The organism is Pantoea sp. MT58, assembly GCF_014495885.1.
GTDB lineage: Bacteria > Pseudomonadota > Gammaproteobacteria > Enterobacterales > Enterobacteriaceae > Pantoea > Pantoea eucalypti.
The window spans coordinates 1,777,006-1,794,722 of the sequence record NZ_CP061083.1 but is presented as its reverse complement, the minus strand read 5'-3'; the positions used below and the strand labels follow the sequence as shown (position 1 = coordinate 1,794,722).

Sequence of the window (17,717 nt, the reverse complement as noted above, 5' to 3'; positions counted from 1 at the left end):
AGACGGCGACCCTGGCCAAAGCGATGGAGCATAGGCCTAGTGCAAAGCATGCTCCGTAGCGCAAACTTCATGATCAAAAAAGGCCGCGAGAGCGGCCTTTTTCTATTTGCGCGGATAAAGCTCTTTGCGCGAATAAGGTTCGATGTCACCCTCTTTGCGGGTTTTCAGCAGCTTGAGGATCCAGGTGTACTGCTCGGGATGCGGACGGACAAACACTTCCACCTCTTCATTCATCCGGCGCGCCAGCTGACGATCATCTGCTTCCAGCAGGTCATCCATCGGTGGACGCACATAAATCTCAAGCTTGTGCGTGTCGCTGTTATAAACCGGGAACAGTGGCACCACGCGGGCACGACACACCTTCATCAGTCGACCGACTGCAGGCAATGTTGCTTTGTACGTGGCAAAGAAATCGACGAACTCGCTGTGCTCCGGGCCATGATCCTGATCGGGCAGATAGTAGCCCCAGTACCCCTGCCGAATCGAACTGATAAACGGCTTAATCCCGTCATTGCGGGCATGCAACCGGCCTCCATAACGGCGACGTGCCGTATTCCAGGCATAATCCATCAGCGGGTCGCTCTGATTATGGAACATCGCCGCCATCTTCTGCCCTTCTGACGCCAGCAACATCGCGGGGATATCCACCGCCCAGCCGTGTGGCACCAGGAAAATCACATTCTGCTGGTCAGCCATCATCTGATCGATAATGTCACGGCCGTGCCACTCAACACGCTCACGGATACTCGCCGGATCGCGCAGCACCAGCTCGGTCATCATTGCCATTGCCTGCGGTGCGGTCGCAAACATCTCATCGACCAGCGTTGCCCGCTGCGCTTCACTCAGTTCCGGCAGACAATAATAGAGGTTAATCAGTGCACGGCGACGTGCACCCTTTGCCAGCTTACCGGCAAAACGGCCTAAACGGCCCAGCAGCGGATCGCGCACTTTCGGCGGTAAATAAGCCAGACCCGCCAGCGCACCAATTGCCAGCCAGCTGCCCCAGTACTTAGGTTTGAGAAAAGAACGTTCAAAAACGGGAATAAATTCAGTGTTATTTTTTTTACGGGTTTCCATGCACTCGCCTCAAGCAATGACCGGCTTATGATAGTGACGACCTGAAAATTTGCAATCATCCTGCGCCAGATAGCAAAAAACCGACGGAGATGCCGTCGGTTTTTGTGCGATTTGACGAAATTCGCTTACTTCAGACCCAGCTGAGGCAACCAGGCTTTCACCTGCGCCATATAATCACTGCGATCTTTGCCAGTCAGACCTTCCATGCGCGGCAGTTTCGCCGTTAATGGGTTAACCGCCTGATTGTTGATCCAGATTTCGAAATGCAGATGCGGGCCGGTAGAGCGTCCGGTATTACCTGACAGCCCGATACGGTCGCCACGCTTCACTTTCTCACCGGGTTTCACCAGCACTTTCTTCATGTGCATATAGCGGGTCATATACTGACGGCCATGACGGATAGCTACATAGTTACCCGCAGCGCCGCCGTTCTTCGCCACGACAACCTCACCATCCCCGACTGCCAGCACGGGCGTACCGATTGGCAGCGCAAAGTCGACGCCTTTATGCGGCGCAATGCGACCGGTCACCGGATTAAGACGACGCGGATTAAAGTTCGATGAGACACGATACTGCTTAACCGTCGGGAAACGCATAAAGCCGCGCGCCAGACCGGAGCCGTTGCGATCGTAGAACTTGCCATCTTCAGCGCGGAAGGCGTAATAGTCTTTCCCGCCGCTACGCAGGCGCACACCCAGCAACTGGCTCTGTGCACTCTTACCCTCCAGCATTTCGCGTGACATCAGAACGCTGAACTGGTCTCCCGCACGCAGTTTGCGGAAGTCCATCTGCCACTGCATCGCTTTAATGACGGCGCTGGCTTCGGCACTGCTCAATCCCGCCCGCATGGCGCTGGCGGCAAAACTGCCGCGCACTTCACCCTGCATTACGCTGTTGCGCCATTCACCCTTCTGCATCTCCGCTTCCATCTTAAAGCCACCCGATGGGGTGCGCTCATAGGTGCGGGTTTCGCGGCGGGAAATTTCCCAGCTCAGGGTTTTCAGGCCGCCATCATCATCCAGCGTCCAGCTCAGTTGCTGACCCACCTGCAGATTACGCAGATCCCGGTCGCTTACCACCAGCGCGTTAATGTCGCTGATGTCGATGCCATACTGATTCAGTGCGCTGCTCAGGGTATCGCCGGATGAGACGGTGTAGTCGTGAACCCCAGCCATTTCCGGCGCGTCGGTGTCCACATCGTCCGCTGGCAGCTCTTCGTCCGGTTCCGGTGTGCTTTGATCGATCGGCTCACTGGCTTCCGGCAACAGCGTGCGGAGGGTGTTCTTATCCAGCTCAATGTTTTTAACGATGGGCGTCACATCATCCGTGGGATGATAAACGTAAGGCCGCCAGACAGCGACGGCCAGAGTGACGACAGTTAACGATCCCAGCATTACGCGGTGGGGGCGCGGCAAATTATTAAATGCGAGGGCGACAGAGCGGGCTATCTGCTGCACTTTTACCTATTCCTCATGCTCCATTCAGGCAGCTTTCATACTGGCTCGACAGTTGTGAGAGGAATTTCACATAGCTGTCTTTGGCTAAGCTGATGTCTGTGCCCAGAGGATCGAGTGTGCCTTTACGCACCTGCGTTCCACGGGAGACAGCATCGATGACTGCTGGCCTGAATTGTGGCTCAGCAAAGACGCAGACCGCCTTTTGCTCAACCAACTGTGTTCGTATCTGGTGTAAACGCTGAGCGCCCGGTTGAATTTCAGGATTGACGGTAAAGTGCCCGGTGGGCGAAAGACCGTAGTGCTTTTCAAAGTACGTGTAAGCGTCGTGAAAAACGAAATATCCTTTATTTTTAACCGGAGCAAGTTGTGCGCTAACGCGTTTGTCCGTGTCCGCCAAAGCTACCTCAAACTGCTGGAGGTTGGCGTCAAGTTTGGCTTTATCTTGCGGCATAAGTTCCAATAATTTTCCATGGATTGCAACCGCGGTTTTGCGCGCAATCTCTGGCGACAACCACAGGTGCATATTAAACTCGCCGTGATGATGGTGATGAGCATCTGCGTCCTGATCTTCGGATTTTTCCGCTGCATGTTCCTCTTCATCTTCACCACCGCTAATCAATAACGGTTTTACCCCGTCGATGTTCACCATGGCGAGGTTTTTTTGGGCTGGAAGTTCGGCTGCAGATTTCGCCATAAAGGCTTCCATTTCAGGCCCGACCCAGACAACTAAGTCCGCGTTTTTTAAGCGTTTTGCATCAGAAGGTCGCAGGGAGTAATCGTGTTCAGATGCCCCGTCTGGCAGCAGCACTTCTACCGGCGTGACGCCATCGGCGATGGCCGCAGCGATAAAACCTACCGGTTTGAGTGAAGCCACGACATTTGCCTGGGCAGGAAGGGTTAATAAAGCTGAAACAGTTAAAGCCCCTAAGGCGAAAATTGCGCCCTTTTTATTGTGTAACATATTGCGTCATTCCATCGTGACCATGAGGTGGAATGTGATATTATAACATTCGAAATTCTGTGCAACCTGTAAATACTATGACCCCACTTGTCACACTCGATAACGTTTCGATAAAGTTTAACCAGCGCAATGTGCTGTCTGGCGTCAGCCTGACCCTGCAGCCTGGTCGCATCCTCACTCTGCTGGGTCCCAACGGTGCCGGTAAATCAACACTGGTGCGTGTGGTGCTTGGCCTGCTTGCCCCGACGTCCGGTTCCGTTCAGCGTGATCCCGGCCTGCGTATTGGTTATGTCCCTCAGAAGCTGCACATCGATCCTACTCTGCCGGTAACAGTAGAGCGTTTTATGCGCCTGACGCGTGGCAGTAAAAACGCGGAGATTCTGCCGGCCCTGAAACGGGTGCAGGCGGGCCACCTGCTTCATTCGCCGCTGCAAAAACTGTCGGGTGGGGAAACTCAGCGTGTGCTGCTGGCCCGCGCGCTGCTGAATCAGCCTCAGCTGCTGGTGCTTGATGAGCCAACGCAGGGTGTGGATGTGAACGGTCAGGTTGCGCTGTATGACCTTATTAATCAGTTACGCGTGGAACTGAACTGCGCCGTGATGATGGTCTCCCACGATCTGCATCTGGTCATGGCAAAAACTGACGAAGTGCTGTGCCTTAACCACCACATCTGCTGTTCCGGTACCCCGGAAGCGGTCTCGCAACATCCGGAATTCATCGCGATGTTTGGCCCGCGTGGCGCAGAAGAGCTGGCGATTTACCGTCATCATCATAATCACCGTCACGACCTTCAGGGACGTATCGTTTTACGCAAAGGACAGGGTTCATCATGATTGAGTTGCTATTACCGGGCTGGATAGGCGGTGTGATGTTAGCGCTGGCTGCCGGTCCGCTGGGTTCGTTTGTGGTCTGGCGCAAGATGTCCTATTTCGGCGATACCCTGGCGCACGCCTCTCTGCTCGGGGTGGCATTTGGCCTGCTGTTAAATGTGAATCCTTACTATGCGGTGATTCTGGTCACTGTCTGCCTGGCGCTAGGCCTGGTCTGGCTGGAGCGTCGTCCGCATCTGGCTATTGATACCCTGCTGGGCATTATGGCGCACAGTGCGCTGTCGCTGGGTCTGGTGGTGGTCAGCCTGATGAAGAACGTGCGCGTCGATCTGATGGCGTATCTGTTTGGCGACCTGCTGGCGGTCACACCCGACGATCTCTGGATGATGGGTGGCGGCGTGGTGATCGTGCTGCTGGTGATGGCGTGGCAGTGGCGGTCGTTGCTGTCGATGACCATCAGCCCGGAGCTGGCGCAGGTCGATGGCGTCAATATCCAGCGTACCCGGTTGGTTCTGATGCTGGTCACGGCGCTGACAATTGGGGTAGCGATGAAGTTTGTCGGTGCGCTGATCATCACCTCACTGCTGATTATCCCGGCGGCGACCGCACGCCGTTTCGTGCGCTCACCGGAAGGCATGGCGGGCGTCGCGGTGGTCATCGGTGTGATTGCCGTCACCGGCGGTCTGACCTTCTCCGCGTTCTACGACACGCCTGCCGGGCCGTCGGTTGTGCTCTGCGCTGCCATCCTGTTTATCTTCAGCATGGTACGCAAACCGGCCATGTAGTTACTCTTCGCGCGTCATACCGAAGTGACGATAAGCATGCTGCGTGGCCATCCGGCCACGTGGTGTGCGCTGAATGAAGCCCTGCTGAATCAGGAAGGGTTCAATCACATCTTCAATGGTTTCCCGCTCTTCACCAATGGCAGCAGCCAGGTTGTCCAGCCCCACCGGCCCACCCATAAATTTGTCGATGATCGCCAGCAGCAGTTTACGGTCCATATAATCGAACCCTTCGCTGTCAACGTTAAGCATATCCAGCGCGCTGCAGGAGACTTCACCGCTGAGATCACCGTTTGCCCGCACTTCTGCGAAGTCACGAACGCGACGCAGCAGGCGGTTGGCGATACGCGGTGTGCCGCGTGCGCGACGGGCGATCTCTAATGCCCCTTCATCACTCAGCGCCAGGCCCAGACAGGCGGCACTGCGACCCACGATATGCTGCAGATCTTTAACCTGATAGAACTCCAGACGCTGCACAATGCCAAAACGGTCGCGCAGCGGCGAGGTCAGCGAGCCAGCACGCGTGGTGGCACCAATCAGCGTAAACGGCGGCAGATCGAGTTTGATTGAACGCGCAGCCGGGCCTTCACCAATCATGATATCCAGCTGATAATCTTCCATCGCCGGGTAGAGTATCTCTTCCACTACTGGTGAGAGGCGATGGATTTCATCGATAAACAGGACGTCATGGGGCTCAAGGTTGGTCAGCATCGCCGCCAGATCGCCCGCCTTCTCCAGCACCGGACCGGATGTGGTGCGCAGATTGACGCCCATCTCATTGGCCACGATGTTGGCCAGAGTGGTTTTACCCAGCCCTGGTGGACCGAAGATCAACAGATGATCGAGCGCATCGCCGCGCAGTTGCGCTGCCTTGATGAATATTTCCATCTGCTCACGCACCTGCGGCTGACCGACATATTCGGTCAGCATCTTCGGGCGAATCGCGCGGTCAATAACCTCTTCTTCGCTGATACTGGCAGCGGAGATCAGGCGGTCGGCTTCTATCATGACTTACCTCAAATGGCGGCGCGTAGCGCTTCGCGGATCAGGGTTTCGCAATCCGCATCCGGTCGACCGACTTTACTGATCATACGGCTCGCTTCCTGCGGTTTATAACCCAGTGAAACCAGCGCTGCAACCGCTTCGGATTCCGCATCATTGGTTTCCGGCTCGGCGCTCGGCGTGGTGAGCGTAAACGCAGAATCGCCGCCAAACAGGTCGCCGTGCATCCCTTTGAAGCGGTCCTTCATCTCGACCACCAGTCGCTCAGCCGTCTTCTTGCCCACACCGGGCAGTTTAACGAGTGATGCGATCTCTTCTTTCTCGACGGCAGTCACAAACTGCTGCGCCGACATGCCGGAGAGGATCGCCAGCGCCAGCTTGGGCCCGACGCCATTCACTTTAATCAGTTCGCGAAACAGCGCGCGCTCCTGCTTGCTGTTAAAACCAAACAGCAACTGCGCATCTTCACGCACCACAAAATGGGTAAAAATCACCGCTTCGTGCTGAAGTTCAGGCAACTCATAAAAACAGGTCATGGGCATGTAAATTTCATAGCCGACGCCGTGTGCCTCAAGCAGCACCAGTGGCGGCTGCTTTTCCAGAATATTGCCCCGTAAACGACCTATCACCTGAATGCTTCCTTAACTAAAGAATGTGGCGGATTTTATAACATAAAAAAGGCTGGATGAATATCCAGCCTGAGAGTGAGACCTGAGCGATAAGCGCTAACCTGAGCGCAATCGTCCGCGCGTCAGCACCAGCTTGCTGTCACTCATGCGCGCCGCGTTTTGGGCCACGTGACAATGAGTGATGGCTATCGCCAGGGCATCGGCGGCATCCGCCTGCGGGTTTGCGGGCAGCTTCAGCAGGGTTCGCACCATGTGCTGCACCTGACTTTTCTCGGCGCTGCCGATGCCAACCACGGTCTGTTTCACCTGACGGGCGGCATACTCAAACACCGGCAGATCGTGGTTAACCGCGGCAACAATGGCGGCACCGCGCGCCTGGCCGAGCTTCAGCGCCGAGTCGGCATTCTTCGCCATAAACACCTGTTCAATGGCGAAGAAATCGGGTGAAAACTGCGTGATGATTTCGCAGACGCCCGCATAAATAAGCTTCAGACGGGCGGGCAACTCGGTGGTATTGGTGCGGATACAGCCGCTGCCCAGATAGGTGAGCTGGCGGCCAGTCTGACGAATAACACCATAACCGGTGATGCGTGAGCCGGGATCAATTCCCAGGATAATCGACATTACGCCTCTCCGGTTAACAGGGCGGCAGACGCCATTACAGCGTTTCCGCCACCTCGTCGGAGATCTCACCGTTGTGATAAACCTCCTGCACATCGTCGCAATCTTCCAGCATGTCGATCAGACGCAGCAGTTTTGGTGCGGTTTCCGCATCCATTTCGGCTTTGGTCGTCGGGATCATCGCCACTTCTGCGGTATCCGCTTTCAGACCAAGTGCTTCCAGTGCATCACGCACCGTGCCCATCTCTTCCCATGCGGTGAAAACATCAATCGCGCCGTCGTCATAGGTGACAACGTCTTCGCCGCCCGCTTCCAGGGCCGCTTCCATTACCGCATCTTCATCCTGACCTGGCGCAAAAGAGATCACGCCTTTCTTGTTGAACAGGTAAGCCACGGATCCGTCAGTACCCAGGTTGCCACCGGTTTTGGTAAAGGCGTGACGCACTTCACCCACGGTACGGTTACGATTGTCACTGAGGCATTCAATCATGATGGCTGAACCGCCTGGACCATAACCTTCATAAATGATGGTTTCCATGTTGGCGTTGTCATCGCCGCCCACACCGCGCGCGATAGCGCGATCCATGGTGTCGCGGGTCATGTTGTTCGCCAGCGCTTTATCCATCGCGGCACGCAGACGCGGGTTTGAGCCCGGATCACCACCGCCCAGCTTGGCCGCTGTCACCAGTTCACGAATGATTTTGGTGAAGATTTTGCCGCGCTTAGCATCCTGCGCCGCCTTACGGTGTTTGGTGTTTGCCCACTTACTGTGTCCTGCCATTTTAACGTTTCTCCGATCTTTTACAGGGTGCAGGCTATCCTGGCTGCGAGCCTGTTTACCGTCGGTGCTTACACCGTTTTTAAAAACCCGTGTACCCGCTTTGGGCGAGCATCGCGCATGATCATCACGTACAACAGTATGCTGATGACTTCACGCGGGTGGTAAACAACGTCGCAGCGTAGATGATGCCTGGCTGTTCAATATATTGGTGAAGTCCTGTTAAAACTCACCAGATTCATAAAATTTAATCTATCCGCCGCCGGAATACCGGGCGATGGCGAGCATTCAGATAAATTCTTCAATTGCCTGGCGGTTACTCCATGATCGGGTTAATGCTGCAGCGTCAGCAGGTGCCAGCCAGCGAAACGCCAGATGCTCCGTGAGCGTCACATCGCGCTCTTCCGGCAGTTGCAGGCGAAACCAGTGCTCGTGATTATGGGTGACATCAGGCGCATAGCGATGGCGGAAATGGGGAAAGATTTCAAAGTCGATTTGACGATGACAATCCTCCACCTCCAGCTGCTCAGTCAGCACGTCAATGCCGACCTCCTCATTCACTTCACGACACGCGGTCGCCAGCGGTGACTCCCCCGTTTCCAGGCTGCCGGTAACCGACTGCCAGAATGAGGGATCGTCACGCCGCTGCAGCATCAACACCCGGCCAGTATCGCGCGCCGAAATAACCACCAGCACTGAAACCGGGTGTTTATAGCCCATTATTTAATCTCAGGCTTTTCTTTTTTAATGACCTGAATGCCCAGTTCCAGCAGAGAAGCCGGGTTCGCTTCGCTTGGCGCTTCGGTCATCATGCAGGCTGCCGCCGTGGTTTTCGGGAACGCAATAACGTCACGAATGTTGTCGGTGCCGGTCAGCAGCATGGTCAGGCGATCCAGACCAAACGCCAGGCCCGCATGCGGTGGTGTACCGAATTTAAGCGCATCCAGCAGGAAGCCAAACTTCTCGCGCTGCTCGTGCTCTTCAATACCCAGAATGCTGAACACCGTCTGCTGCATTTTGCCGTTGTGGATACGCACTGAACCGCCACCCACTTCATAACCGTTGATCACCATGTCGTAGGCATTCGCCACGGCACGGGTTGGATCCGCAGCCAGCTCTTCTGCGCTCATCTCTTTCGGCGCAGTGAACGGGTGGTGCATCGCAGCCAGACCGCCTTCCTCGTCCTCTTCGAACATCGGGAAGTCGATCACCCACAGCGGTGCCCAGGCTTTTTCATCGGTGATGTTCAGCTCGCGACCCACTTTCAGGCGCAGCGCACCCAGTGCATCCGCAACCACTTTGGCGCGATCGGCGCCAAAGAAGATGATGTCGCCATCCTGTGCGCCGGTGCGGCTCAGAATGCCTTCAACGATTTCTGCATTCAGGAACTTGGCAACCGGACTCTGCACGCCCTCCAGGCCGTCCGCGCGGACGTTGACTTTCATCCACGCCAGGCCTTTCGCGCCGTAAATTTCTACGAACTTGCCATATTCATCAATCTGCTTACGGCTCAGCTGCGCACCGGTTGGCACACGCAGTGCCGCAACACGGCCTTTTTCGTCGTTAGCCGGGCCAGAGAAGACCTGGAACTCCACATTTTTCAGCAGGTCACCCACGTCCACCAGCTCCATCGGGTTACGCAGATCCGGCTTATCAGAACCGTAACGATGCATCGCTTCCGCAAAGGTCATCTGCGGGAACTCGCCGAGATCAACGCCCTGCACGTCCTGCCACAGATTGCGGATTAAACGCTCCATAATTTCACGCACCTGCGGCGCGGTCATAAAGGAGGTTTCAACGTCGATCTGGGTAAATTCGGGCTGACGATCGGCACGTAAATCTTCATCGCGGAAGCATTTAACGATCTGATAGTAGCGGTCAAAACCTGACATCATCAGCAGCTGTTTGAACAGCTGCGGTGACTGCGGCAGCGCGTAGAACTTGCCTTTATGAACCCGGCTTGGCACCAGATAGTCACGCGCGCCTTCTGGCGTCGCTTTGGTCAGCATCGGGGTTTCGATATCCAGGAACCCTTCGTCATCCATAAAGCGGCGGACAAAGCTGGTGATTTTTGCGCGGGTTTTCAGACGCGTCACCATCTCAGGACGACGCAGATCCAGATAGCGGTATTTCAGGCGAGCTTCTTCGCTGTTGGTCTGATTAGAGTCCAGCGGCAGTGGCTCAGAGCGGTTGATGATGGTCAGCGCCTGGGCAAACACTTCGACTTCGCCGGTCGCCATGTCGCTGTTTTTATTCTTCTCATCACGCGCACGCACGGTGCCGGTGATCTGGATGCAGAATTCGTTACGCAGTTCAGAAGCCAGCTTAAATGCGTCCTGACGATCGGGATCGAAAAACACCTGCACGATGCCTTCACGGTCGCGCATGTCGATAAAAATCAAACTGCCCAGATCGCGACGGCGATTTACCCAGCCGCAAAGCGTGACTTGCTGACCTACATGAGACAGATTGAGCTGTCCGCAATATTCTGTACGCATAACACTATCCTTTTAACTTCGCCGCTGCAGCTGACAGCATCCGGCCGCGTTACCTGTTGCGATGCTGTCGCAAAAATGGCGGTCATTATAATGGAAAAAGCCAGGCAGGATAAGCAGATCCACGCCAAAGCACCGATTTCCTGTGTGCATTTGCCCACCTGACCGAACATAGAAGATAATGGGGCATCTTAACCCATCGCCAGGAGCGCGCGTGACACTTCGTATTGGCCTGCCCCAGTGGGGGCATTCACACTGGAAACGCTGGGGTATCACGAGCCTGGCGGACTATGCCCGATACTTCCATTGTGTAGAGGGAAACACCACGCTTTATGCGCTGCCTGATACCGAAACGGTGATGCGCTGGCGCGATATGACGCATGATGCGTTTCGCTTCTGCTTTAAGTTTCCCAACACCATCAGCCATCAGGCGGCGCTACAGCACAGTGACGACCTGCTGACCGATTTCCTGCGCCTGATGGAGCCGCTGGCCGATCGCATCGGTCAGTACTGGCTGCAGCTGCCTGCCAGCTTCTCTCCGGCGCAGATCGCCGATCTGTGGCGCTTTCTGGATAGTTTGCCGCGTCGTTTTCACTACGGCGTCGAAGTCCGCCATCCCGCTTTCTTTGCCAAAGGTGACGCAGAGCGGGCGCTGAATCGCGGATTGCTTGAGCGCGGCATCAATCGCGTCATGCTGGACAGCCGCCCGGTTCACGCCTCCACCTCGCAAAGCCCGGCAGCGCTGGTGGCCCGTGCTCAGAAGCCTAAAGTGCCGCCTCATGCCTTACGAACCGGCTCGCAGCCAATGGTCCGTTTTATCGGCAGCGACAGTGTGGAAGAGACCGTGCCGCTGTTTCAGATCTGGCGTGACAAGCTCTCGCAATGGCAGCAACAGGGCGACGCCATGTTGTTTCTGCATACGCCCGATATGGGTCAGGTGTTTCCGCTGGTGCAGGCGCTATGGCCGCAGCTGCAGCAGATCGATCCGGCTATTGGCAATGGACCCGACTGGCCGCAACAGACATCACTGTTTTGATCACTGCACAGGACAGCGTGCTGTACGCTGGATAGAATAGCTACTTTACGGATGGATACCGGAGTGACAATGATTAGCGCGTTATACGTCGTACTGGGTGCATTGCTGGTAATGAAATTTACAATGGACGTGGTGCGTTACCGCCGTTTCTATCGCGTGGCGTATGGCGATGGCGGCTATCACGACCTGAAAATGGCGATTCGCATTCACGGCAATGCCATCGAAACTATCCCGCTGGCGCTGTTGCTGCTGGTGATGATGGAGATGAATGGCGCCGATATCTGGATGGTGCATCTCACTGGCCTGCTCTTTTTCATCAGCCGGTTACTCCATGCCTGGGGTTTACGCAGCAGCGCCATGGCTGGCCGTAAATATGGCATGCTGCTGACGCTGTTTTCCCTGTGCGGCATGGTCATTTTTAATCTTATTTATCTGCCGTGGGAACTGGTGCTGACACTCCATTAAGTCGCCCTGGGTTAAGGGGTGCAGGCCGCCCCACTTTCTGCGAGAATAGCGCCCTTTCCGTCGTCTCTTCGGATTTTCGATATGTCTGACCGCGATCAACTCTTCTCAGCGCCCATTGCAAAACTGGGCGACTGGACTTTTGACGAGCGCGTAGCTGAAGTCTTTCCAGACATGATTCAGCGCTCGGTGCCGGGCTACTCCAACATCATTTCGATGATTGGCATGCTGGCAGAACGTTTTGTTACGCCCGACAGCACGGTTTATGACCTGGGCTGCTCGCTGGGCGCCGCCACCCTCTCGGTGCGCCGCAATATTCATGTCCCGGGTTGCCAGATCATCGCAGTGGATAACTCCCCGGCGATGGTGGAGCGTTGCCGTCGTCATCTGGATGCGTTTCGCGCTGATACGCCGGTGACGGTGCTGGAAGCGGATATCCGTGATATTGACATAGAAAACGCCTCGCTGGTGGTGCTTAACTTTACGCTGCAGTTTCTGGAGCCACCCGCACGTCTGGCTCTGCTGGAAAAAATCTGGCAGGGACTTAAACCCGGTGGCGCGCTGGTGCTGTCGGAGAAATTCAGTTTTGAAGATGCCGAAGTCGGTGAACTGTTGTTCAACATGCACCATGACTTCAAGCGCGCCAACGGCTACAGCGAACTGGAAATCAGCCAGAAACGTAGCATGCTGGAAAATGTGATGCTGACTGACAGCGTCGAAGCCCATAAAGCCCGCCTGAAACAGGCCGGTTTCTCGCACGCCGAACTCTGGTTCCAGTGCTTTAATTTTGGATCTCTGGTGGCGTTGAAATGATCGACTTTGGCCGTTTTTATCAGCAAATTGCCGTAGGTCCACTGGCGAAGTGGCTGGAAGTTTTACCGGCGCAAATTAGCGAGTGGCAGCGTGAAAACCTGCATGGCCACTTCCGTGACTGGTACAAATCGCTGGAGTATCTGCCGCTGCTGGAGCCGCAAAAGCTCGACCTGCTGCATAGCGTCACCGCCGACCGCGATGACATCAGCGATCGTCATCGTCAGGGCATTGAGAAATTACTGCGTAACCTGATGCCATGGCGCAAAGGGCCCTATTTCCTCTATGGCACCCATATCAACACTGAGTGGCGTTCTGACTGGAAATGGGAGCGTGTCCTGCCGCATATATCCTCGCTGGCGGGCCGGACGGTGCTGGATGTTGGCTGTGGCAGCGGTTATCACATGTGGCGGATGATTGGTGCGGGTGCGCATCTGGTGGTCGGCATTGATCCGATGCAGCTCTTCCTGGTGCAGTTTGAAGCCGTGCGTAAGCTGCTGAACGATGATCGCCGGGCGCACATGCTGCCGCTGGGTATTGAACAGTTACCGGCGTTACAGGCGTTTGATACCGTGTTTTCGATGGGTGTGCTCTACCATCGCCGTTCCCCGCTGGATCACCTGTTACAGCTGAAAAATCAGCTGGTGAGCGGCGGTGAACTGGTGCTGGAGACGCTGGTCATTGAGGGCGATCTGAATCAGGTGCTGGTGCCCGGTGAGCGCTATGCGCAGATGCGCAACGTCTTCTTTATCCCCTCCGCCGAGGCGCTGAAAAGCTGGCTGGAGAAAAGCGGCTTTGTCGATGTACGGATTGTCGATTTCGCCCTGACCACCACCGAAGAACAACGTCGGACAGACTGGATGACCAGCGAGTCGCTGGCGGAATTCCTCGATCCCGATGATCCGAGCAAAACGGTTGAGGGCTATCCGGCTCCGCTGCGCGCCGTGCTGGTCGCCACCAAACCTTAAATCTCAGCGGCGAGACAACGCCAGTTTCGCCGCAAATCCAATAAACACGCAGCCGGTCAGGCGATCCATCACCTTTAATACCCGCGGTTTTTGCAGATGACCCGCAAAATAGTGACTGCCGCCGATTAACACGGCATTCCATATCAGCCCCAGCAGCATATGTGCCAGCGCCATCAGTGTGCACCAGAGCGCCACTGACGCCCCGGCCGGAATAAACTGTGGCAGAAAGGTGACGTAAAACACGCCCACTTTTGGATTCAGCAGATTCCCCATCAACCCCCGACTGAAGCAGGCCAGATAACCCTGCGACCTGGCAGGCTGTTCGTCCACGATGAGCGGTTGCTGACGCGGTTTAAGCAGTAGCCTGATACCGAGCCAGAGCAGCCAGGCCGCCCCCATCCACTTCAGCAGATTGTATGCAATTTCAGACGCCAGCAATAGCGCACCCAGCCCCAGGCCTACCGCCACTCCCCAGATTCAGACAGCCCAGCGTCACGCCGAGCGCGGTGGCGCAGGCGCGCTGCCAGCCCTGCGCGATAGCGGTTCGCAGCACCAGTGCGGTGTCAAATCCGGGTGTGAGCGTCAGAATGGTTATCGCAAGCAGAAATGAAAAGAGCATCGCGCTCATCATGATTTCTCCGTTATCTCCATGAGTGTTCACGCAGCTTAACAGCTCCGGTGACCACAATCCTTTATCAACTGCCACTCTTCCCGAATTGTGCCAGACTGGATCAGGTTGATTCATTCATATCAGGGAGTTTTGATTATGAGTAAATTTATTTTTTCCTCACCCCGTAAATATGTACAGGGCGCAGGAGTGCTGGACGAGCTGGGAACGTATCTGACTGAACTGGGCGATCAGGCTTTTCTGGTGGCTGACAACACGGTCTGGACGTTGATTGGCGAACGGACGCAACACGCCCTGCATTCCGCTGGCGTGACATTCAGCTGGCAGCAATTTAATGGCGAAGCCTCCAGTAATGAGATTTCCCGACTCAGTGCGCTCGCAAAAAGTCAGGGCTGTAATGTGATTGTCGGCCTGGGCGGGGGCAAAACGCTGGATACGGTTAAAGCGGTGGCGGATGAACTTAAACTGCCGGTGGCTATCGTGCCAACCATTGCGTCCACCGATGCGCCCTGTAGCGCCCTGTCGGTCATCTATTCTGACAGCGGTGTATTCGAGAGCTATCGCTTTTACAGCAAAAATCCAGATTTGGTGCTCGTGGACACGGCAGTCTGCGCCAGTGCGCCAGCACGGCTATTTGCATCAGGCATTGCAGATGGACTGGCGACCTGGGTTGAAGCGCAGGCCGTGGCACGTTCGCATGCGAAATCAATGGTTAACGGTGATCCGACACTTGCCGGACTGGCCATTGCCCGAGCCTGTGAAGAAACGCTTCTTACATGGGGTTACAGCGCCTATGTTGCCGTTTCCGAAAAACGGGTAACGCCAGCGGTGGAAGCGGTCGTTGAGGCCAATACGCTGCTCTCGGGACTGGGGTTTGAGAACGGTGGTCTGGCAGCCGCTCACGCGATTCATAATGGTTTTACCGCCATCGATGGCGATATCCACCATCTGACTCATGGCGAGAAAGTTGCCTATGGCACGCTGACGCAGATGGTGCTTGAGAAGCGTACGGATGAGGATATTGCGCGCTATATACGCTTTTATCGCTCAATCAATATGCCAACCACACTCCGGGAGCTGCATCTGGAAAATGAAAGCTGGGAGAATCTGGTGAAAGTGGGGGCGCTGGCAAACAGTGAGGGAGATACGCTGAAAAACCTCAACCCACACCTGTCACCCGAAGATATCGCAAATGCTCTGCTGGCACTGGATGCCTTTAGTCAGACAGTAAAATAGGTCAGGAGCGGGCGATCACCCGATCGCCTGTTACTCTTCTGCCGCAGGCTGGTTCCAGTACTCATATTTGTAGGCCGAACTGAGGTGGCGCTCGATAGTGCCACGCGTAAAGATCTCGGTCTCATGCAGATAGCTGAGTGTACAGTTGCCGACCTCATCCCATGACTGGCACTCATCAACCGACCGGATGGTGCTGAGCGGTGTGGTTTCGGTGACGTTAAGTCGTACTTCACGCCATTGAGGATCATAGGTGTATTCGTCGGTGCCTCTTGCAGATGTGGTGCGCGTGACCAGACCTTTTGGGTTCCAGTGATAGTGAAATTCACCGTTGGTCAGCGGATCGCTGCCGCGCGCCACGCTCTTCTCCAGCCGTAGCTGGGTATCATAGCGATAGGTGATGTCGGTAAAGCCGCTTTTCCCCATGCTGGTAAATCTATCAGAGGCGCTGGTAATCGTGCCATGCCGGCCTTTCTGCCAGTTAATCGTTCCCTGTCGATTATCCACGACGACTTCCTTACCTTCTTTCAGCACTTTGACCAGATAGGCGTATTCCGCCACCCAGCCGCCCTGCACTCTGGCGATATGTTGCTCCATGCTGAGAATCACATTACGTTCGCTTTTATCGTAGCTGACGTCGGCGACGGTCAGATCGCCGCAGGCGTCAAACTGCCCCAGCACCCGCTTTTGCGAGTTCACATCTTTGCCAAACTCGCCCGCAATCACCTGCTTCACAGCGCCTTTCGCGTTTCCCCCCAGCAGAATAAGGTTATTGCTGTTTGCAACGGCCGCATTATTCGGGCTGCAGGCGCTGGCCGCTGCGCTTTCAGTCCAGGCAGTCAGCATCAGGCTTAAAACAAGAATCTGATTGCGTTTCATAGGGTAATTTCCAGGCGACGTTGCTTTCAGTGTAAACGCTGTGGTGATAAACAGCGCCAATCTTTGACGATTCCGGCCTGCAGTGCTTTAAAAGATGAGAGAGGTGAAAAGGCACAAACGTCAGATATCATCTCCCCCTCACATCATGACAATGCCAGAGAACCCCGGAATAAGGTCACTGCACTTGAGAGGGCTTCAGACAAAAAGAACCCCAGCAAGAATACTGGGGTTTGGTACTTGCAAACACCACGTCAATAATCGGCGTGCTGCGCGGCAAAATCTGTTGTGATTCAGGCGACCCGAACGGTGCTCATCTGCATCACACTTTTCATCGCCTCAACGACATCGCCGTCTACACAGTAGCGGCTGAACTCATCGCTTTCGGCTTCAGAACACATGGAGACCCCCGCTTTGCGGTAGCGCATCGGCGACACCATCAGGCGACTGGCCGAGCTGTGAACTTCATCAATCCCCATGTCGAGAAACTTTTGCAGGTTGCTGAGACGAACCCCGGCACCCGCCATAATAATAGGACCGGTGCTGGCCTCATTTAGTTCCCTGAGGAGTGCAATTCCGTTTTCAGCACTGTGTTGCTGACCGGATGTCAGAATGCGCGCCACCCCCAAATCTGTTAATTCTTCCAGCGCTCGCTTAGGGCTGTGGCACAGATCGAAGGCGCGATGGAACGTCACTGACAGGCCGTCACACAGCGCCATAATCTGCCGCATCTGACCATGATGGATATGCGCGTCCTCATCAAGCATCCCAATGACCAGCCCCGGAAAACCCAGTTCGCGTATCAACGCCACATCCGATTTCATCGCTTCAAACTCGCGCGCGGTATAACAAAAGTCACCACCCCGTGGCCGGACAATAGGATGAACCGGGATTGAAACCTCGCGCCGGGCGGCATTCAGCATCCCTGCCGATGGGGTCAGACCACCCTCACGCGGTGCGGCACAAAGTTCAACCCGATCGGCGCCCGCCTGTTGTGCGGTCACGGCGCAATCCACGCCATAGCAGCAAATTTCCAGTGTGGTCATTCTCTTCTCCTTTACATGACTCTGGT

The 17,717-nt window shown here is 55.5% G+C and carries 18 protein-coding genes and 1 pseudogene; 7 read left to right on the top strand and 12 right to left on the bottom strand.

The window, feature by feature from the left end; genetic code table 11:
• Positions 1-102 precede the first annotated feature (102 nt).
• The 3 genes from lpxM to znuA all read right to left on the bottom strand — a co-directional run bounded on the left by lpxM (position 103) and on the right by znuA (position 3,495).
• Entirely contained in the window at positions 103-1,077 is a 975-nt protein-coding gene (gene lpxM, locus IAI47_RS08475; protein WP_008925360.1) for a lauroyl-Kdo(2)-lipid IV(A) myristoyltransferase, read from the bottom strand.
• Positions 1,078-1,202: 125 nt separating this feature from the next.
• Positions 1,203-2,534 (bottom strand): murein DD-endopeptidase MepM, encoded by a 1,332-nt coding sequence (mepM, locus tag IAI47_RS08470; protein ID WP_008925361.1) that lies wholly within the window; start codon positions 2,532-2,534, stop codon positions 1,203-1,205.
• A gap of 13 nt (positions 2,535-2,547) precedes the next feature.
• The gene (znuA, locus tag IAI47_RS08465; protein ID WP_003849214.1) at positions 2,548-3,495 is read right to left on the bottom strand and encodes a zinc ABC transporter substrate-binding protein ZnuA; all 948 of its coding nucleotides are present in this window, start codon (positions 3,493-3,495) and stop codon (positions 2,548-2,550) included.
• Between the two features lie 77 nt (positions 3,496-3,572).
• Between znuA and znuC the strand changes: the two genes are divergently transcribed.
• A complete protein-coding gene (gene znuC / locus IAI47_RS08460; protein WP_003849212.1) occupies positions 3,573-4,328 on the top strand; it encodes a zinc ABC transporter ATP-binding protein ZnuC in 756 nt (251 codons plus the stop codon).
• Positions 4,325-5,110, top strand: a complete 786-nt coding sequence (gene znuB / locus IAI47_RS08455) for a zinc ABC transporter permease subunit ZnuB (protein ID WP_003849211.1) — start codon at positions 4,325-4,327, stop codon at positions 5,108-5,110. Before znuC ends, znuB begins: the two co-directional genes overlap by 4 nt.
• Here the strand turns inward: znuB and ruvB are convergent, their stop codons facing one another.
• The 6 genes from ruvB to aspS all read right to left on the bottom strand — a co-directional run bounded on the left by ruvB (position 5,111) and on the right by aspS (position 10,635).
• Positions 5,111-6,115, bottom strand: coding sequence for a Holliday junction branch migration DNA helicase RuvB (ruvB, locus tag IAI47_RS08450; protein ID WP_003849208.1), 1,005 nt, complete (start codon positions 6,113-6,115; stop codon positions 5,111-5,113).
• 8 nt (positions 6,116-6,123) lie between these two features.
• Entirely contained in the window at positions 6,124-6,738 is a 615-nt protein-coding gene (gene ruvA, locus IAI47_RS08445) for a Holliday junction branch migration protein RuvA (RefSeq protein WP_003849207.1), read from the bottom strand.
• A 96-nt stretch (positions 6,739-6,834) separates the two neighbouring features.
• Positions 6,835-7,362 (bottom strand): crossover junction endodeoxyribonuclease RuvC, encoded by a 528-nt coding sequence (gene ruvC, locus IAI47_RS08440; RefSeq protein WP_003849205.1) that lies wholly within the window; start codon positions 7,360-7,362, stop codon positions 6,835-6,837.
• A gap of 34 nt (positions 7,363-7,396) precedes the next feature.
• Entirely contained in the window at positions 7,397-8,140 is a 744-nt protein-coding gene (locus IAI47_RS08435) for a YebC/PmpR family DNA-binding transcriptional regulator (protein ID WP_003849201.1), read from the bottom strand.
• A gap of 285 nt (positions 8,141-8,425) precedes the next feature.
• Positions 8,426-8,857: a dihydroneopterin triphosphate diphosphatase gene (gene nudB / locus IAI47_RS08430; protein WP_003849197.1), complete on the bottom strand. Its 432-nt coding sequence runs from the start codon at positions 8,855-8,857 to the stop codon at positions 8,426-8,428.
• Positions 8,857-10,635 (bottom strand): aspartate--tRNA ligase, encoded by a 1,779-nt coding sequence (gene aspS / locus IAI47_RS08425; RefSeq protein ID WP_008925362.1) that lies wholly within the window; start codon positions 10,633-10,635, stop codon positions 8,857-8,859. The genes nudB and aspS overlap by 1 nt, the downstream gene beginning before the upstream one ends.
• 211 nt (positions 10,636-10,846) lie before the next feature.
• Between aspS and IAI47_RS08420 the strand changes: the two genes are divergently transcribed.
• The 4 genes from IAI47_RS08420 to cmoB all read left to right on the top strand — a co-directional run bounded on the left by IAI47_RS08420 (position 10,847) and on the right by cmoB (position 13,908).
• The gene (locus tag IAI47_RS08420) at positions 10,847-11,668 is read left to right on the top strand and encodes a DUF72 domain-containing protein (RefSeq protein ID WP_003849190.1); all 822 of its coding nucleotides are present in this window, start codon (positions 10,847-10,849) and stop codon (positions 11,666-11,668) included.
• A gap of 69 nt (positions 11,669-11,737) precedes the next feature.
• Positions 11,738-12,133: an MAPEG family protein gene (locus IAI47_RS08415; RefSeq protein ID WP_003849188.1), complete on the top strand. Its 396-nt coding sequence runs from the start codon at positions 11,738-11,740 to the stop codon at positions 12,131-12,133.
• An 81-nt stretch (positions 12,134-12,214) separates the two neighbouring features.
• Positions 12,215-12,943, top strand: a complete 729-nt coding sequence (cmoA, locus tag IAI47_RS08410; RefSeq protein ID WP_003849187.1) for a carboxy-S-adenosyl-L-methionine synthase CmoA — start codon at positions 12,215-12,217, stop codon at positions 12,941-12,943.
• Positions 12,940-13,908 carry a tRNA 5-methoxyuridine(34)/uridine 5-oxyacetic acid(34) synthase CmoB gene (gene cmoB / locus IAI47_RS08405; protein ID WP_008925363.1) on the top strand — a complete coding sequence of 323 codons (969 nt, stop codon included), beginning with the start codon at positions 12,940-12,942 and terminating at the stop codon, positions 13,906-13,908. Before cmoA ends, cmoB begins: the two co-directional genes overlap by 4 nt.
• 3 nt (positions 13,909-13,911) lie before the next feature.
• On the opposite strand, the pseudogene IAI47_RS08400 reads toward cmoB, so the two are convergent.
• Positions 13,912-14,536: pseudogene (locus IAI47_RS08400) on the bottom strand (LysE family translocator).
• Between the two features lie 138 nt (positions 14,537-14,674).
• Here IAI47_RS08400 and IAI47_RS08395 point away from each other — a divergent pair.
• Positions 14,675-15,772, top strand: coding sequence for a glycerol dehydrogenase (locus tag IAI47_RS08395; protein WP_008925365.1), 1,098 nt, complete (start codon positions 14,675-14,677; stop codon positions 15,770-15,772).
• Between the two features lie 30 nt (positions 15,773-15,802).
• Here the strand turns inward: IAI47_RS08395 and IAI47_RS08390 are convergent, their stop codons facing one another.
• Complete coding sequence (locus tag IAI47_RS08390; protein ID WP_008925366.1) at positions 15,803-16,648, bottom strand: hypothetical protein; 846 nt, start codon at positions 16,646-16,648, stop codon at positions 15,803-15,805.
• Between the two features lie 290 nt (positions 16,649-16,938).
• Positions 16,939-17,691, bottom strand: coding sequence for a copper homeostasis protein CutC (cutC, locus tag IAI47_RS08385; RefSeq protein ID WP_003849180.1), 753 nt, complete (start codon positions 17,689-17,691; stop codon positions 16,939-16,941).
• Positions 17,692-17,717: the final 26 nt, after the last annotated feature.

Excerpts from the sequence above, each read along its gene's own strand:
- ruvC (WP_003849205.1), bottom strand. The coding sequence starts at position 7,362 with ATGTCGATTATCCTGGGAATTGATCCCGGCTCACGCATCACCGGTTAT.
- aspS (WP_008925362.1), bottom strand. The coding sequence starts at position 10,635 with ATGCGTACAGAATATTGCGGACAGCTCAATCTGTCTCATGTAGGTCAG.
- znuC (WP_003849212.1), top strand. The coding sequence starts at position 3,573 with ATGACCCCACTTGTCACACTCGATAACGTTTCGATAAAGTTTAACCAG.
- znuA (WP_003849214.1), bottom strand. The coding sequence starts at position 3,495 with ATGTTACACAATAAAAAGGGCGCAATTTTCGCCTTAGGGGCTTTAACT.
- znuB (WP_003849211.1), top strand. The coding sequence starts at position 4,325 with ATGATTGAGTTGCTATTACCGGGCTGGATAGGCGGTGTGATGTTAGCG.
- lpxM (WP_008925360.1), bottom strand. The coding sequence starts at position 1,077 with ATGGAAACCCGTAAAAAAAATAACACTGAATTTATTCCCGTTTTTGAA.
- ruvB (WP_003849208.1), bottom strand. The coding sequence starts at position 6,115 with ATGATAGAAGCCGACCGCCTGATCTCCGCTGCCAGTATCAGCGAAGAA.
- cmoA (WP_003849187.1), top strand. The coding sequence starts at position 12,215 with ATGTCTGACCGCGATCAACTCTTCTCAGCGCCCATTGCAAAACTGGGC.
- IAI47_RS08435 (WP_003849201.1), bottom strand. The coding sequence starts at position 8,140 with ATGGCAGGACACAGTAAGTGGGCAAACACCAAACACCGTAAGGCGGCG.
- IAI47_RS08395 (WP_008925365.1), top strand. The coding sequence starts at position 14,675 with ATGAGTAAATTTATTTTTTCCTCACCCCGTAAATATGTACAGGGCGCA.
- cmoB (WP_008925363.1), top strand. The coding sequence starts at position 12,940 with ATGATCGACTTTGGCCGTTTTTATCAGCAAATTGCCGTAGGTCCACTG.
- nudB (WP_003849197.1), bottom strand. The coding sequence starts at position 8,857 with ATGGGCTATAAACACCCGGTTTCAGTGCTGGTGGTTATTTCGGCGCGC.
- cutC (WP_003849180.1), bottom strand. The coding sequence starts at position 17,691 with ATGACCACACTGGAAATTTGCTGCTATGGCGTGGATTGCGCCGTGACC.
- IAI47_RS08390 (WP_008925366.1), bottom strand. The coding sequence starts at position 16,648 with ATGAAACGCAATCAGATTCTTGTTTTAAGCCTGATGCTGACTGCCTGG.
- IAI47_RS08415 (WP_003849188.1), top strand. The coding sequence starts at position 11,738 with ATGATTAGCGCGTTATACGTCGTACTGGGTGCATTGCTGGTAATGAAA.